Here is a 15,028-nt window from a genome sequence, read left to right on the forward strand (position 1 = left end):
ATTGAATGGAGCACCATGACGCGTTGGTGTCTCATATTGGGAGTGTTTCTGGGAGCCTGTTCGACGCAGGCTAAACCGGAGCCATACTGGATCCCCTACAATGGATACGGCCAGACATTGCCGATTGGCGCTCAAGCCACTGTCTCGGTGTTTGGAGCTACTGCGGGCCAAACGGTTGCTTCCTCATCGGATGTCGCCGTGTCTGATATCGGTCCATCCCTCGACGCATTTCTTGCACCTTCAGGAGACGAGCTAATTCTCCTACCGAACCGGCTCGACAAGCGTCACCTAGACTTCTCTCTTGAGAGCCTGAAAATCATGGACCGATGGCTGAATGACATTCATACCATCAATAAACTGCAGGCCGATCAGGGGCGTGCGGGTGAGTCGTTGGTCAGCGATGGGCGCGGCGATAATTCGGTGATGTTCGCCGGCCTGTACCTTGGCGAAGTCATCCGGGCAAATTCCTCGCTCAATTGGAACTGGCAGCGCTTTGACAGTTTTCTGAGCGCCAATCCGTACTTTGTCGAACACTATGGCGTCGAGCCTGGTCTCGACAGTTTCGTCCTCGTCGGCCCCCAAGGTGTAGCGACGCCGATCAATACGGCGCTGAAGCGTGTGCTTATGGGTAAGGAGGAGAGCCTGCATTTCATCGGCACCTTGCTGGTAGAACCCGTTGATCTTGAGACTGCCGTTTCTGGCCAGAACTTCTATGGTCTCAGCAATATTCGCTGAAGGTCGTGCCGATTCGCCGCATAAACAGGCTTTGAATTCGGCACGTATGTCTCTACATGCGCAGCATGTTGAATCTTCAGAATCTGCACGCAACCGTAGGCGAGGGCGACGAGGCAAAGCCGATCATCAATGGCCTGTCTCTCGAGGTACCTGCAGGTGAAATACATGCCATCATGGGGCCCAACGGTGCCGGCAAGTCCACACTCTCATATGTTCTGACCGGTCGGGAAGGCTATGAGGTTACCGAAGGCTCCGCGACGCTCGAGGGAGAGGATCTTTTGTCCATGGAGCCAGAAGAACGCGCCGCTAAAGGCCTGTTCTTGTCGTTCCAGTACCCGATCGAGATTCCCGGTGTTCCCGTCATGACGTTCGTGAGAACAGCTATGAACGCGCAGCGAAAGCTCCGGGGGGAAGATGAGATTTCCGCGCCGGAGTTCATCAAAAAGGCGAGGGAAGTCGGCGCCGCGTTGAACATCGATGCAGAGATGCTGAAGCGGCCGCTTAATGTCGGATTTTCCGGCGGTGAGAAGAAGCGGCTTGAGATTTTCCAGATGATGATGCTCGAGCCTCGTTTCGCTATCCTGGATGAGACAGACTCAGGCCTGGACATCGATGCATTGAAAACAGTAGCGGACGGGGTAAATGTCCTTCGGCGTTCTGACCGGGGCATGCTTGTCATTACCCACTATCAACGTCTTCTCGACTACATCAGACCAGATCGTGTCCACGTGCTCGCAAAAGGCCGGATCGTGGCCTCAGGTGGGCCAGACCTGGCTCTTCGCCTTGAAAAGGAAGGCTATGACGGAGTTCTGGGAGAGCCAGCTTGACCATAGCCGACGCCTCCAATCCGCTCTCAAACCCGACTATTGCTGAGAAGAAGCTTTTTGATCGCTGTCGCGCGATGAGAGCTACTAATAGCCGGACATCTGCTTTTGGTCTTTTTGCCGAAACAGGTCTTCCGCACCGCCGGATGGAGCAGTGGAAGTGGACGGATATTCGTGCCGCTCTGACGAATCTGGAGACGCCGTCCATCGACCTTGCAAAGCAGACTGTGGAGGTGCCTGAGGGCGCGTGTGTCCTGATATTTGATGGAGTGGCATGGAAACTTCCAGAGACCCTGCCCGAAGGTGTCTCAGCGCATCGACAGTCGGACGCTACACCTTTGAAGACCATCGAAGGCCTGCCACTTGGACAGCTCACTGCATCAATGACAGGACAGGATTCCTCATCCGATTTTGTTTCGATCGAAATTTCAGGGAAGGTGGACCAACCCATCTTCCTCGACTTTGCGAGCGCTCCGGCGGAAACGGCTTTCGCGCGCCTGGCATTTAATATCCTGCCTGACTGTTCGGTGAGATTGATCGAGGCGCACTCGGGCAATGCCGCGTTTTCGTCGACACTGATTGAGTTTCGGCTCCAGAGTGGCGCGTCTGTCGACCGCACCTTTGTCCAGCGTGCGTCGACGGCGCAATCTGTGGGTATTACCGCGACGGCTGTGCTTGGGGAGAAGGCGTCGTTTGTTCAGACTGCGCTTGGTTTTGGCGCGAAAGTGTGCCGTGTTGAGACCCATGTTAGATTTGAGGGCGCTGAAGCCCATGCGGAGCTGAATTCGGCATATCTGGCGGGTGATGACCATCACATAGATTTTACCAGTCATGTGACGCATGCGGCCCCCTCGTGCACGACGCGGCAACTGACCAAGGGCGCAGTGAGCAAAGGCGGGCGCGGCGTGTTTCAGGGCAAGTTTCTGGTCCCGCGCAGCATCGGACAGTTCACCGATGCCGATATGCAGCATCAGGCATTGCTGCTTGAGGACGGTGCAGAAGTGTTCGCGAAACCGGAACTTGAAATATATGCAGACGATGTCGAATGCGCCCACGGAAACACGTCCGGCCAGCTTGATGAGGCTGCTCTCTTTTACATGCGGCAGCGAGGCATACCGGCAGTCGAGGCACGGGCCTTGCTGACCGAAGCGTTTATTGTGGAAGCTTTGCAGACGGCGCATGAAGCCGTACGCGACCAGATGATCGATGAGGCCCGCAATTTCTTGCGTGCAGAGGGATAAGGCGGCGTCATGCCTCTAGATATCGAAGCGATCCGTTCCCAGTTTCCAATCCTTCGGCGCGAAGTGAATGGACGCCCTCTGGCCTATCTGGACAACGCCGCAAGTGCGCAGAAACCCGACCGCGTTCTGGACAAGATGAGCGAGCAGGCCCGGACAGCATACGCGAATGTGCATCGCGGTCTTCATACATTGGCGAATGAGACCACCGAGGCCTATGAGGGGGCGCGCTCGAAAGTCCAGCACTTCATCAATGCACCATCGCCCGAAACGATTATATTCACCAAAGGTGGCACGGAAGCCATCAATCTGGTGGCGGCTGGTCTTGCTGCGGACATATCGCCCGGCGATGAAATTATCCTGTCCGTATATGAGCACCATTCGAATATTGTTCCCTGGCACTTCCTGCGAGAACGTCACGGCGCCGTTCTAAAATGGGCGCCGCTGCTGGAGGATGGCAGCATCGATATGGATGCTTTCCGCGAAATGCTGGGCCCCCGCACACGCATGGTTGCGATCGGACATATGTCGAATGTACTCGGCACTGTTTCAGACGCAAAAGAGATTACAGCTCTTGCCCATGAAGCCGGTGCACAGGTGCTGTTCGATGGGTGCCAGGCAGGCGTCCATCTCGACATTGATGTGCAGGACATTGATTGCGATTTCTATGTACTGACGGCTCACAAGATATATGGCCCGACCGGTATCGGTGCGCTCTACGGCAAGCCCGAAGCCCTGAAGCGTCTTCGCCCGTATCAGGGTGGTGGGGAAATGATCGAAATCGTCGAAACAGACCGCGTCACCTACAATGAAGCGCCTCACAAATTCGAAGCTGGTACGCCGCCAATTCTTCAGGCCATTGGGTTTGGGGAAGCCATTGACTGGCTTTCCCAGTTCGACAAGCAGGCCATACGCGACCATGAGCATGCGCTATACGCGCGTGCATCCAGCGAATTGGCAAAAGTGAACGGCCTGACCGAATTTGGTCATGCGCCGGGCAAGGGTCCGATATTGTCCTTCAGCATTGAGGGCATTCATCCCCATGACATAGCACAGCTTCTGGACCGATATGGCGTCGCTGTACGTGCAGGACACCATTGCGCTCAGCCTCTCATGACCCATCTAGGTACTACAGCGACCGCACGCGCAAGTTTCGCCGTCTACAACAACGATGCCGATGTGGACGCTTTCATCGAAGCTCTCCACAAGGCGCGTGGAATGCTGCTATAAGGTGCCCACATGGCAGATGATATGAGAATGAGCGAAACTGCAAAGGCCGCTGCAGAAGCGAGCGCCGCAGAAGATGTGTCTGCGATTCCGCAGGATGAGTTGAACCGTATGACTGACGCTCTCATTGCAGCCTTCAAGACGGTCTTCGATCCTGAAATTCCGGTCGACATCTACGAACTTGGGCTCATCTACAAGGTCGATATCGATGACAATCGTAAGGTCGATATCGACATGACACTGACGGCGCCGGGCTGCCCCGTGGCGGGCGACATGCCTGGCTGGGTTGAAAACGCCGCCCGCACAGTCGAAGGCGTTGAAGATGTTGAAGTGCGCCTCACCTTCGATCCACCATGGGACCCCTCCCGGATGTCGGACGAAGCGCGACTTGCCCTGAACATGCTCTGATTGAAATTTTCCAAGCCGGACCTCATCTAACGCTCATGGCCAGAAGACCTCGACCACAACTCGTTACACTTTCCGATGCCGCCGCTGATCGCGTGAAGCAGATCATGTCGGAAAAAGGCGCCGGCTATCTGCGTGTTGGCGTAAAAAATGGTGGGTGCGCCGGCATGGAATACGTCATGGACTATGTCAGTGCCCCGGACGCTATGGATGAAATCGTCGAAGATAAAGGCGTGCAGATCGTCGTTGATGCGAAAGCGGTCCTGTTCCTGCTGGGATCGGTCGTCGATTTCGAGACGACGGCTCTGCATGAGAAATTTGTGTTCTCGAACCCTAACCAGACAGATGCCTGCGGCTGCGGTGAAAGCGTGACAATTGTTCCTGCAGTGGCAGGCTAAAATGCGGGCAACGCTCAATTAGGATCGGGCAGCAGGACTGATGTGCTGGCCTCGCCGCGGCTGGCCTCAGCAAACAGCTCGGACACGCGGGTTTCGATCCTGTCTGTGAGAGTTTCCAGAAACTCGGCTTTTTGAAGGCCCGGCATGATAGGTGGCAGGAATTCCACCACAGCCCGACCCGGACGTTTTTTCAGTTTCTGCTGCTGCCAGTACTGGCCCAGATTGGTTGCGACCGGAATCACGGGCACGTTCATCGCCTTCTGCATATGCCACACACCGGCCTTGTATCGATAATGTGTGCCAGGAGCCGCAAGATGGCCTTCCGGATATACCAGAATACGAATGCCTTGCTCCCGGGCTTTTTCCATGCCTTCAGCAAGCGATCTGGCTTTCCGGTCACCTCCACCACAAGTGTCGATGATGATGGCGCCCAGCTTCCTCAGGATTCGGCCTACCAGGGGAAATCGCTCCAGATGGTCACCCGTCACAAAGGACAGATTGGCCACCTCAGGATAAATGAGAAATCCATCGCCCCAGCTCTGATGTTTCGCTGCCAGGATGAAAGGCCCCTCCGGCAAGTGCTGCTTTCCGCGGACATCGGTGGAAATGCCGGCCGTCAGGCAGAGAGCGATCCGGACCGCGCGCGTATAGGAGCGGATGACGAATTGCGTTGCCTTGCGACCGGGCAGCGCAAGCGTCGCCATTGCCACAAGAATGTAGATGACGGACAGAATATAGTACACGCCTGTGAAAAGGATGCCGCGAATCATGTCGGTCTATTTCTGCATCAGCACAGCAAGGACGCCTTTTGACAGGATGTCGACATGGTCGGACATCGGTCCGCTGATCCTGTTGTAGATCTTCGAGAGTCCTGTCTGCATTACCACGCCAAGACACATTGAAACCACGACTGCAGGGTCGCTCTTTGGCACATCACCTGCTTCCATCATGGCTGCGACAATCTTTTCGAGGATGCTGACTGGGTCGTCATCTCGTCGCGTATCGTTCGGCAGGTATCGGTTCAGAGATACGAGGTGAAAGGAGAAAAGTAGCCAGTCTTCATCTGCTAGCTGGCAATAGGCCTCAACAGCGCGATAAATCCTTTGCTCAATCGTGCCTTCTGATGCGAGCGCATCTCTCAGCATTACGCCGAGACGGTTGTGGATTGTCATGAAGAGCGACAGGGCAAGCTCGTCCTTGCCCTTGTAGTGACGATAGAGGGCACCCTCAGATACCCCAGCTTCATTTGCAATTTCCCGCGTTGTCGCAGCGTCGAATCCGTCGTGCACGAAAAGTTTGAGCGCGGCCCGTTCGATTCTTGGCTTGGCCGATCGTCGACGTTTATTGGGGAGAGTGGAATCGGGCATGTCGTATTCCTCTATTCGCTGGGTATCTATGCCCGCTTGAGGAAAAACGCAAGTAAGCGCTTACTAATTTTTCCCGGAATGATGCTTCCGAGCGGCCATAGGCGGAGGCATCCGACGAGTTGACGGCCGCATAGCTGCGGGCAGCGAAGCAAATTTCCCGAGGAACTGCGCTGATTGCTTGAACGGACTTGTTTGCAAAGTATGCCCTTCACAGATATAGGCACGAGCCTGAATTTCCGGGGAGAGATACCATGATCAAGAGATTGGCCGCGATGGGCCTGATGTCGCTCACTTTTGCGCCTGTTGCGCTTGCGCAGGAGCAGGGAGCCGGCGGCGGTGGCCTTCTGGCGCAGCTCATCTTCTTTGTGCCGCTAATCCTGATCTTCTACTTTCTGCTGATCCGGCCGGCCAATCAGCGCCAGAAGAAACACCGCGCGATGATCGAAGCGGTCGTGAAAGGCGATACAGTGATCACGTCCGGCGGCCTTATTGGTAAAGTTGCCAAGGTAACGGACCAGGAAGTCAGCGTTGATATCGCAGAGGGCGTTCGCGTGCGTATCGTCAAGGGAATGATTGCTGACGTTCGTGGCAAGAATGAACCGGTTGCTGCCAACGATTCCAAAGCTTCCTAGTCCACCAGACGAGGGATACCGAATATGCTGAATTTTCCGGCCTGGAAAGTCGCTCTCATTTGTCTGGTCCTGCTCTGGGGTGGACTGCTGGCGCTGCCAAATGCGTTTACGGACGGATTTCTCGGTATTGAACCGCGCGATACGGGCGCTACTGACCCTCAGTCGATTGCGGAGTATCAGCAGCAGATGGAAGAGGCGGAAGCCTCTTGGTGGCCGGGCGTGCTGCCAACCAGCAAGGTCAATCTCGGGCTCGATTTGCAGGGCGGTGTGTATCTCCTGACCGAGATCGATCCTGACGAAGTCGCAGCCAACCGACTTGAAACCCTGCAGGCCGATATTCGTGACGTCCTGAACAGTGCCCCCCTCATCACACGCGATGTGCCCGAGCAGCAAGGCAGCACCCTGCCGATCCGCCTGCGCAATCCGGAGCAGATGGACGATGCGCTGAGACGCCTTCGGCGCATCAATCCAACCATTGGTGCCACAGGCGGCGAAAAGATCATGAGCATCGAGGCCCAGGGCAACGACCTCATCATGATTTCGGTGTCCCAGGCGGCCCGGCAGGCGCTGGCCGCTGATGCTCAGGACAAGATGATCGAGATCATCCGCCGCAGGCTCGATCCTGATGGCGTGAGTGAAGTTTCCATTACGCCGCAAGGTGACACGCGTATCGTTATTGAAGCACCGGGTGAGGCTGATCCTCGCCGCATCAAGGACATTCTCAGCCGCGCGGGCCGCATGACGTTCAACATGGCAGATAGCAGCCCGTCTTCCATTGCAGCGGCCGAGTCGGGTCTGCCGCGCCCAGGTTGGGAATTGGTGCAGGACGAGAACGGCATTTCCTATCTGATCAATCGTACGCCGGTTGTGTCCGGCAGCGACATCGCGACTGCCAACCAGGGCTATGACCCGGACGATAACTCGCCGGCCGTTGATTTCCGGCTTACGGGCAGCGGTGCTGAACGATTTGGTCGCACGACAGCGAATAATCGTGGTGAGCTATTTGCCATTGTTCTGGACGGCAAGGTGATGTCTGCGCCCCGCATCAACGAACCGATCTGGGGTGGCAACGTCCAGATCACCGGCAATTTTACGATGCAGGAGGCTCAGGACCTCGCAGCCATCATTGAAGCGGGCGAGTTACCAGGCAAGCTTGGCTTTATCGAGGAGCGGACAGTTGGCCCCGGTCTCGGCGCGGACTCCATTCGCGCCGGAACGCGCGCCAGCCTGATCGGTCTCGTGCTCGTCGCAATCTTCATGATCATTGCCTACGGCCTGATCGGCAGTTTCGCCGTTGGGTCGCTGCTTGCCAACATCATTCTCATACTTGGTGCGCTTTCGGGACTTGGCGCGACGCTTACGCTGCCCGGTATTGCCGGTATCATTCTGACAATCGGTATGGCCGTGGACGCTAATGTGATCGTGTTTGAGCGGATCCGGGAGGAGCAGAGGGCAGGGCGATCTCCGAACACAGCCGTCATCGCCGGTTATGAACGCGCGCTGTCGACCATTCTCGACGCCAACATCACAACCTTCATCGCGGCCGCTATTCTGTACATGCTGGGTTCTGGTCCGGTGAAGGGTTTTGCCGTCACGCTGGCGATTGGCATCGTGACCTCGGTCTTTACCGCCTTTGTAGTGACGCGATGGTTCACGGCCATGTGGCTGCGCCTCGCCAAACCGCGCAAATTGTCGATTTAAGGGGAGGCTGACCGAATGCTTCTGCAATACTGGCCCCAGAAAACAGATGTGAGATTCATGACGCTGCGTCTGCCAGCGCTCCTGTTCTCAGTGATCCTTATTGCGGCCTCATTCGGCCTGATCTTCACCAAGGGGCTCAATTTCGGGATCGACTTTGCGGGCGGTTCAGTGATCGAGATCGAAAAGCCTGCAAACGTGAATGAAGAGGATGTTCGCGGCATTTTGGGCGGTCTTGGCCTGGGTGAAGTGCAGGTCAATGCAGCCCGCGGCACTGGCGTGGAAGGCATTGAGGTCATCGTCATCCGCTTCGCAACCCAGGACGCGGATGGGGGCGACCAGGAAGCGGCGCAGCAGACAGCCAATAATAGTGTTCGAGCGGCGCTCGAAGACGCCTTTCCAGGGGTGAATATCCGTAGCAGCGCGGCCGTCGGTCCGAAAGTGTCTGGGGAACTGCTACGCAGCGGTCTTATTGCGCTCGGCGTCGCTCTCGCACTGATGATGCTCTACATCTCAGTCCGGTTTCAGTGGCAATATGCACTCGGTGCAGTGGCCGCGCTTTTCCATGACGTCATCATCACGATGGGAATGTTCGCGCTCACACAGTTTGAGTTTAATCTTTCGACCATTGCCGCGCTCCTGACGATTGTCGGTTACTCGATGAATGACACCGTGATTGTGTTTGACCGCGTCCGCGAGGAGGCGCGCAAATACAAGAAGCTGGAACTCGGCAAGGTGATCGATCTTGCCATCAATCAGACCCTGTCGCGCACCTTGCTGACCTCAGGCACCACGCTGCTGGCCTTGTTCAGCATCTACATTTTCGGTGGCACCGTATTGAGCGGCATGAGCTTCGCACTCATTTTCGGTGTGATTATCGGGACGTATTCGTCAATCTTCGTGGCATCTGCGCTGGTTCTGCAGCTGGGCATTGATCGCGGAGACAAGCCGAAACGCGAGGTCGTCGGCTTCCAGGGCGTCTGATTAGAACGAGAATTGTTCGCGCAGAATGCGCTCATCTAGCGCATGCCCAGGATCGAACAGCATGGTCAAAGGCTTGCTGCGGTCTTCGGTCACTGTGATGTGAGCAATGTCGCGCACTTCCTGATTGTCAGCCCCGGCAGCAACTGGTCGTCGATCCGGTTCGACAATGTCGAAGTCAACTTTTGCGTCGTGTCTCAGCAGGGCGCCCCGCCAGCGGCGCGGTCGAAACGCGCTGACAGGGGTGAGGGCGAGCAGATTGGCACCAATCGGCAAGATCGGGCCATGTGCAGACAGGTTGTATGCTGTTGAACCTGCTGGCGTCGCAACCATGATGCCGTCGCAGGTCAGCTCACTCATCCGTTCGCGTCCATCGACGCGGATGCGGAGCTTTGCGCTTTGTGCTGTCTGGCGAAAGAGTGACACCTCGTTGATCGCAAGGCGTTCGTGCGGCTCGCCATGAATATCGGTGGCGACCATTCTCAGCGGCATCACAGTGGCTTTCTCGGCCTTGTTGATGCGCTGATAAAGATCATCCTCTTCGAAATCGTTCATCAGGAAGCCGACCGTGCCGCGATTCATGCCGTAAACCGGTTTGCGGTCTCCAAAACGTCGACGCATGGCATCCAGCATGGCGCCGTCGCCTCCGAGTGCGACGATTACTTCAGCGTCCTCTTCTGCGACCTGTCCGTATTTGTGTGTGAGGCGTTGCAAGGCTTCCTGGGCCTCAGGCCGGCGTGACGCGCTGAATGAAATACTGATTTTCATGGCGACCATGTCGGACGGCATTCGCCTTTGGTCAAGCGCCATCCGTAACGGCACCTAGTGTTGACGGCGCATTTTGCTATATGATCGAGAAAACGAACGGAGGAAGACATGCCAGACGATATGAAGCCGATCAGTGTGAAAGGATCTGTCAGCGCCGAAGAATGGAAGGCGCGCGTAGACCTGGCCATGCTCTACCGGCTGACAGCGCTGCACGGGTGGGACGACATGATCTTCACCCACATCTCTCATCGTGTGCCGGGACCCGATCATCACTTCCTCATCAATCCATACGGAATGTTGTTCGATGAGATCACTGCGTCCTCGCTCGTCAAGGTCGATCTCGATGGCAACGTCGTGATGGAATCACCTTATTTTATCAACCCGGCGGGTTTCACCATCCATTCAGCGGTGCATATGAACCGTGAGGACGCAAACGTCGTCATGCACCTTCACACTGATCAGGGCGTTGCCGTGTCGTCCCAGAAGGAAGGGCTTTTACCCATATCCCAGACAGCGATGGCCATTCGTGCCGACATTGCCTATCACGATTATGAGGGCATTGCGCTGGACTTGGATGAGCGCGAGCGCATCGTCGCTGACCTCGGTCCAGACAAGCATTCCATGCTGCTTCGAAATCACGGAACGCTGACCTGTGGTGCAACCGCCTCGATGGCGTTCACCCGGATGTTCTTCCTGGAGCGTGCATGCAAGATGCAGATCATGGCTCTTTCGGCGGGTCGAGATGGCGTGCTGGAATGCGATGAAGGACTGCAGCAGAAGGTGGCCGGGCAGGGCGGGATGACCGGTGAGCGATCCGGTATGCACACGCTGACAGAGCAACTCATCTGGCCCGCCATGAAGCGGAAGCTCGACCGCGAATCGCCGGGTTACGACGCCTGAGTCGGGGTGTGACAAATACACATAGGTAGAATTACGGTCTGGAATGACCGTGGCTGCTTTGCCATATAGACCGCTGATGACATGCCCCGAGGGGGACAAGGTATTATGAGACACCTGAAAGCATTTGAAGATGCGCTGAATTCTATTCGCGATGAGGGGCGGTATCGCGTATTCGTTGATTTGCAGCGGCATCGCGGCGCTTTCCCGAAGGCCACAGCGCGTTTTGAAGATGGTGAACGCGAGATCACTGTGTGGTGTTCAAACGATTATCTGGGCATGGGGCAGGATGATGACGTCCTTGAAGCCATGCACAGCGCAATCGACAACTTCGGTGCTGGTTCGGGTGGCACGCGCAATATTTCTGGGACGACCCGGTATCATGTCGATCTCGAACGCGAGCTCGCTGACCTTCACGGCAAGACCGGGGCGCTTCTGTTTACGTCAGGCTATGTCGCAAATGATGCGACGCTGTCGACGCTCGGCAAGATCCTGCCAGGTCTCATCATCTATTCCGATGCACTGAACCATGCATCCATGATCGAGGGCATTCGGCGTTCAGGTGTGGACCGCCGTATCTTCCGCCACAATGATATCGGCCACTTGCGGGCGCTGCTCGAGAATGACGATCCTGACCGTCCCAAGCTGATTGCGTTCGAAAGCGTCTATTCGATGGATGGCGATGTCGGCCCGATCAAGGAAATCTGCGACCTGGCGGATGAATTCGACGCGCTCACCTATCTTGATGAAGTGCATGCTGTCGGCATGTATGGCGCCGAGGGGGCCGGCGTTGCCCAGCGCGAAGGCATCATGGACCGCGTCGACATCATTGAAGGCACGCTCGGCAAGGCCTATGGCGTGATGGGTGGCTATATCGCTGCCCACGCGACCATCGTGGACGCGATCCGCTCAATGGCTTCCGGATTCATCTTCACGACATCGACATGTCCCGTCATGGCGGCAGGCGCCTTGCGCAGCGTGAGCAAGCTTCGCTCCGAGGAAGGCGTAAAACTTCGCGAAAAGCATCAGGCAAGCGCGCAGCTGTTGAAGGACAAGTTCCGCGATGCCGGGCTGCCCGTCATGGACAGTGTGACGCATATTGTGCCCCTATTGGTTGGCGATCCTGAAAAGTGCAAGGCTCTGTCCGATACATTGCTGTTTGATTTCGGCATCTACGTGCAGCCGATCAACTATCCGACGGTTCCTAGAGGCACCGAACGCCTGCGCTTCACGCCGGGCCCTGTGCACGATGAAGCGATGATGGATGAGCTTGTCGCGGCGATTCTCGCCGTATGGAAGCAGCTTGGTCTCGAGGAAGCTGCTTAAGCATTCCTCACGACGCCGCTGACATTCCCTGTCTTGCTGACCGGGGCGATGACGCTTAAACGAAAGCGAATTCAGCCAAAGGAGTCAGCCGATGCCCGATTCAGCCCCGTCGACCAATTTCGATGCGTCTCGTTTTTTTACGGCTGGCGTTGCAGATACCGACCCAGCGCTCGCCGAAGCCATTGCCAAGGAACAGTATCGCCAACAGCATGAAATTGAGCTGATCGCGTCGGAAAACATCGTCTCGCGGGCCGTTCTTGAGGCGCAGGGCTCTGTCCTGACGAACAAGTACGCAGAAGGCTACCCTGGCAAGCGCTATTATGGCGGGTGCCAGTATGTAGATATTGCGGAAAACCTTGCCATCGACCGTGCCAAGGCGCTTTTTGATTGCGACTTCGCCAACGTCCAGCCGAATTCTGGTAGCCAAGCGAACCAGGCGGTCTTCCAGGCACTGATCAAGCCCGGCGATACCATTCTCGGAATGAGTCTCGACGCAGGCGGGCACCTTACCCATGGCGCAAAACCCAATCAGTCTGGCAAATGGTTCAACGCCATCCAGTATGGCGTTCGTGAAAACAACCATCTTGTCGATTTCGACCAGGTCCGTGATCTTGCCCGCGAACATCAACCCAAACTGATCATTGCGGGCGGCTCGGCCTATCCGCGGCAGATCGATTTTGCGACGTTCCGGTCAATAGCGGATGAAGTCGGCGCCTATTTCATGGTGGACATGGCGCATTTCGCAGGGCTCGTGGCTGGCGACGCCCATCCAAACCCGCTCGACTATTGCGATGTCGCGACGACGACGACCCACAAGACGCTGCGAGGCCCCCGCGGGGGCATGGTTCTCACGAATGATGAGGCGATTGCCAAGAAAGTGAATTCCGCGGTGTTCCCGGGTATCCAGGGCGGCCCGCTCATGCATGTTATCGCAGCAAAGGCTGTAGCCTTCGGCGAAGCGTTGACGCCGGCCTTCAAGAAGTATGCACATGACGTTGTCGCGAATGCGCGGGCGATGGCCGAGGCGGCCAAGGCGTCCGGGCTTGATCTCGTCTCTAACGGCACCGATACCCATGTGGCGCTGGTCGACCTTCGCCCGAAGAATGTTACCGGCAGGGATGCTGAAGAGGCGCTCGGCCGGGCGTTCATCACCTGCAACAAGAATGGCGTTCCATTTGATCCTCAGAAGCCGATGATTACGAGCGGCATTCGCGTAGGATCTCCAGCCGGAACGACACGAGGCTTCGGCGAGGCAGAGTTCCGTCAGATCGGTGAATGGATTGGTCAAGTGGTCGATGCGGTCGCGCAAGGCCAGTCGGAAGGCGTCGAACAGCGGGTGCGTGAGGAAGTGAAGGAGCTGACCGCGCGCTATCCCATCTACAACGGCCTGGGAGTCTGACTTGAAGTGTCCGTTCTGCACAGCCGAGAACACGGCGGTCAAGGATTCCCGTCCGGCTGAAGACAACACGGCAGTCCGGCGCAGGCGTGCATGTGAAGTCTGTGGAGGGCGCTTTACAACTTTCGAACGGGTGCAACTGCGCGACATTATTGTCGTCAAACGTGATGGCAAGCGCGCGATCTTTGATCGTGAAAAGGTCGCAAAATCGGTAACGATAGCACTTCGGAAGCGAGCCGTTGGGGACGAGAGTGTTGAGCAGCTCGTTTCCGGCATTGTTCGAAAACTTGAAAGCAGTGGTGAAACTGAAGTGAGCTCCGAAGATATTGGAGAGCTCGTCATGGATGCCCTGAAGACTGTCGATCCTGTCGGCTATGTGCGCTATGCCAGTGTCTACAAGAACTTCAAGGATCCGAGCGACTTTGCGAGGTTCATTGAGTCGTCAGCACTGGAAGATGGCGGCGAAGACACGTGAGCGCGCGCGCATCGGTCACTCTCAAGATTGCAACTTCGCTTGATTCCAGGATCGCGCTGTCAAACGGGACGAGTCAGTGGATCACAAACAGCAAATCCAGGGCACGAACCCATCAGATGCGGGCCGAGCATGATGCCGTGCTCGTCGGTATTGGTACTGTGCTCGCCGATGACCCACTGCTGACGGCGCGCACTGTTCCGCTTCCAAGTCGACAACCGGTTCGCATTGTTGCGGACAGTCGACTGCGGACACCCGCCGATTCAAGGCTCATTCAGACAGCGTCTGCCGGCCGGGTGGTACTGGCCCATGCGCGTACAGATGAACCTGCGCATCTTAATCGGGATGAAATCGATCTCTGGCATGTTGGCAATGAGGAAGGAAAGGTCTCACCTCCTGAACTCTGCCGCCGCGCTCGCGCTGAAGGGGTTGATGCGATCTTTCTCGAGGGCGGCGGCACGCTGGCCGCCTCCTTCATTCAACACGGGCTCGTGGACCGAATATTCTGGTTTCGAGCGCCGATCATTATTGGGGGTGATGGTGTTCCCGCGATTGGGTCTCTTGGCATGGAAATGATGGAGCAGACGTCGCGCTGGACGCTTGTCGATCGCGAGTTGATAGACGGCGACAGTCTTGAAATCTGGGAACCTTTCGAAGATTGACC

17 protein-coding genes are annotated in these 15,028 nt (G+C 56.6%); 14 read left to right on the forward strand and 3 right to left on the reverse strand.

Annotated features, from left to right (window positions below; genetic code table 11):
- The first annotated feature begins 198 nt into the window (after window positions 1-198).
- The 6 genes from B8746_RS11270 (at window position 199) to B8746_RS11295 (ending at window position 4,827) form a co-directional block, all read left to right on the forward strand.
- Entirely contained in the window at window positions 199-735 is a 537-nt protein-coding gene (locus B8746_RS11270) for a hypothetical protein (RefSeq protein ID WP_143434583.1), read from the forward strand.
- A gap of 65 nt (window positions 736-800) precedes the next feature.
- A complete protein-coding gene (sufC, locus tag B8746_RS11275) occupies window positions 801-1,562 on the forward strand; it encodes a Fe-S cluster assembly ATPase SufC (protein WP_084394219.1) in 762 nt (253 codons plus the stop codon).
- The gene (locus B8746_RS11280) at window positions 1,559-2,800 is read left to right on the forward strand and encodes a SufB/SufD family protein (protein WP_084393777.1); all 1,242 of its coding nucleotides are present in this window, start codon (window positions 1,559-1,561) and stop codon (window positions 2,798-2,800) included. Before sufC ends, B8746_RS11280 begins: the two co-directional genes overlap by 4 nt.
- Window positions 2,801-2,809: 9 nt before the next feature.
- Window positions 2,810-4,027 carry an aminotransferase class V-fold PLP-dependent enzyme gene (locus B8746_RS11285; protein WP_084393778.1) on the forward strand — a complete coding sequence of 406 codons (1,218 nt, stop codon included), beginning with the start codon at window positions 2,810-2,812 and terminating at the stop codon, window positions 4,025-4,027.
- Between the two features lie 27 nt (window positions 4,028-4,054).
- The gene (locus tag B8746_RS11290) at window positions 4,055-4,432 is read left to right on the forward strand and encodes an SUF system Fe-S cluster assembly protein (RefSeq protein WP_233124188.1); all 378 of its coding nucleotides are present in this window, start codon (window positions 4,055-4,057) and stop codon (window positions 4,430-4,432) included.
- 35 nt (window positions 4,433-4,467) lie between these two features.
- Complete coding sequence (locus B8746_RS11295) at window positions 4,468-4,827, forward strand: HesB/IscA family protein (RefSeq protein ID WP_084393780.1); 360 nt, start codon at window positions 4,468-4,470, stop codon at window positions 4,825-4,827.
- Window positions 4,828-4,841: 14 nt separating this feature from the next.
- On the opposite strand, the gene B8746_RS11300 is transcribed toward B8746_RS11295, so the two are convergent.
- Window positions 4,842-5,597, reverse strand: coding sequence for a lysophospholipid acyltransferase family protein (locus tag B8746_RS11300; RefSeq protein ID WP_084393781.1), 756 nt, complete (start codon window positions 5,595-5,597; stop codon window positions 4,842-4,844).
- A gap of 6 nt (window positions 5,598-5,603) precedes the next feature.
- A complete protein-coding gene (locus B8746_RS11305; RefSeq protein ID WP_084393782.1) occupies window positions 5,604-6,194 on the reverse strand; it encodes a TetR/AcrR family transcriptional regulator in 591 nt (196 codons plus the stop codon).
- A 251-nt stretch (window positions 6,195-6,445) separates the two neighbouring features.
- Between B8746_RS11305 and yajC the strand changes: the two genes are divergently transcribed.
- The 3 genes from yajC to secF are packed head-to-tail and all read left to right on the forward strand — an operon-like array spanning window position 6,446 to window position 9,508.
- A complete protein-coding gene (gene yajC, locus B8746_RS11310; RefSeq protein WP_084393783.1) occupies window positions 6,446-6,826 on the forward strand; it encodes a preprotein translocase subunit YajC in 381 nt (126 codons plus the stop codon).
- A 24-nt stretch (window positions 6,827-6,850) separates the two neighbouring features.
- Window positions 6,851-8,527 (forward strand): protein translocase subunit SecD, encoded by a 1,677-nt coding sequence (gene secD, locus B8746_RS11315; protein WP_084393784.1) that lies wholly within the window; start codon window positions 6,851-6,853, stop codon window positions 8,525-8,527.
- 57 nt (window positions 8,528-8,584) lie between these two features.
- On the forward strand, window positions 8,585-9,508 hold the full coding sequence (gene secF, locus B8746_RS11320; RefSeq protein ID WP_233124190.1) for a protein translocase subunit SecF: 924 nt from the start codon (window positions 8,585-8,587) through the stop codon (window positions 9,506-9,508).
- Here secF and B8746_RS11325 read toward each other — a convergent pair whose 3' ends face one another.
- Complete coding sequence (locus B8746_RS11325; RefSeq protein ID WP_084394220.1) at window positions 9,509-10,273, reverse strand: NAD kinase; 765 nt, start codon at window positions 10,271-10,273, stop codon at window positions 9,509-9,511. It abuts the gene before it with no gap.
- Between the two features lie 108 nt (window positions 10,274-10,381).
- On the opposite strand from B8746_RS11325, the gene B8746_RS11330 reads away from it, so the two are divergent.
- The 5 genes from B8746_RS11330 to B8746_RS11350 all read left to right on the forward strand — a co-directional run bounded on the left by B8746_RS11330 (window position 10,382) and on the right by B8746_RS11350 (window position 15,026).
- The gene (locus tag B8746_RS11330; protein ID WP_084393786.1) at window positions 10,382-11,173 is read left to right on the forward strand and encodes a class II aldolase/adducin family protein; all 792 of its coding nucleotides are present in this window, start codon (window positions 10,382-10,384) and stop codon (window positions 11,171-11,173) included.
- A gap of 105 nt (window positions 11,174-11,278) precedes the next feature.
- The gene (gene hemA, locus B8746_RS11335; protein WP_084393787.1) at window positions 11,279-12,496 is read left to right on the forward strand and encodes a 5-aminolevulinate synthase; all 1,218 of its coding nucleotides are present in this window, start codon (window positions 11,279-11,281) and stop codon (window positions 12,494-12,496) included.
- Window positions 12,497-12,587: 91 nt separating this feature from the next.
- The gene (glyA, locus tag B8746_RS11340; protein WP_084393788.1) at window positions 12,588-13,895 is read left to right on the forward strand and encodes a serine hydroxymethyltransferase; all 1,308 of its coding nucleotides are present in this window, start codon (window positions 12,588-12,590) and stop codon (window positions 13,893-13,895) included.
- Between the two features lies 1 nt (window position 13,896).
- Entirely contained in the window at window positions 13,897-14,367 is a 471-nt protein-coding gene (gene nrdR, locus B8746_RS11345; RefSeq protein WP_084393789.1) for a transcriptional regulator NrdR, read from the forward strand.
- Entirely contained in the window at window positions 14,364-15,026 is a 663-nt protein-coding gene (locus B8746_RS11350; protein ID WP_084393790.1) for a RibD family protein, read from the forward strand. Before nrdR ends, B8746_RS11350 begins: the two co-directional genes overlap by 4 nt.
- Window positions 15,027-15,028 lie beyond the last annotated feature (2 nt).

This window comes from Henriciella pelagia (assembly GCF_002088945.1).
GTDB classification, from domain to species: domain Bacteria; phylum Pseudomonadota; class Alphaproteobacteria; order Caulobacterales; family Hyphomonadaceae; genus Henriciella; species Henriciella pelagia.

Excerpts from the sequence above, each read along its gene's own strand:
- sufC (WP_084394219.1), top strand. The coding sequence starts at position 801 with ATGTTGAATCTTCAGAATCTGCACGCAACCGTAGGCGAGGGCGACGAG.
- B8746_RS11285 (WP_084393778.1), top strand. The coding sequence starts at position 2,810 with ATGCCTCTAGATATCGAAGCGATCCGTTCCCAGTTTCCAATCCTTCGG.
- B8746_RS11290 (WP_233124188.1), top strand. The coding sequence starts at position 4,055 with ATGAGCGAAACTGCAAAGGCCGCTGCAGAAGCGAGCGCCGCAGAAGAT.
- B8746_RS11295 (WP_084393780.1), top strand. The coding sequence starts at position 4,468 with ATGGCCAGAAGACCTCGACCACAACTCGTTACACTTTCCGATGCCGCC.
- B8746_RS11300 (WP_084393781.1), bottom strand. The coding sequence starts at position 5,597 with ATGATTCGCGGCATCCTTTTCACAGGCGTGTACTATATTCTGTCCGTC.
- B8746_RS11305 (WP_084393782.1), bottom strand. The coding sequence starts at position 6,194 with ATGCCCGATTCCACTCTCCCCAATAAACGTCGACGATCGGCCAAGCCA.
- yajC (WP_084393783.1), top strand. The coding sequence starts at position 6,446 with ATGATCAAGAGATTGGCCGCGATGGGCCTGATGTCGCTCACTTTTGCG.
- secD (WP_084393784.1), top strand. The coding sequence starts at position 6,851 with ATGCTGAATTTTCCGGCCTGGAAAGTCGCTCTCATTTGTCTGGTCCTG.
- secF (WP_233124190.1), top strand. The coding sequence starts at position 8,585 with ATGACGCTGCGTCTGCCAGCGCTCCTGTTCTCAGTGATCCTTATTGCG.
- B8746_RS11325 (WP_084394220.1), bottom strand. The coding sequence starts at position 10,273 with ATGAAAATCAGTATTTCATTCAGCGCGTCACGCCGGCCTGAGGCCCAG.
- B8746_RS11330 (WP_084393786.1), top strand. The coding sequence starts at position 10,382 with ATGCCAGACGATATGAAGCCGATCAGTGTGAAAGGATCTGTCAGCGCC.
- hemA (WP_084393787.1), top strand. The coding sequence starts at position 11,279 with ATGAGACACCTGAAAGCATTTGAAGATGCGCTGAATTCTATTCGCGAT.
- glyA (WP_084393788.1), top strand. The coding sequence starts at position 12,588 with ATGCCCGATTCAGCCCCGTCGACCAATTTCGATGCGTCTCGTTTTTTT.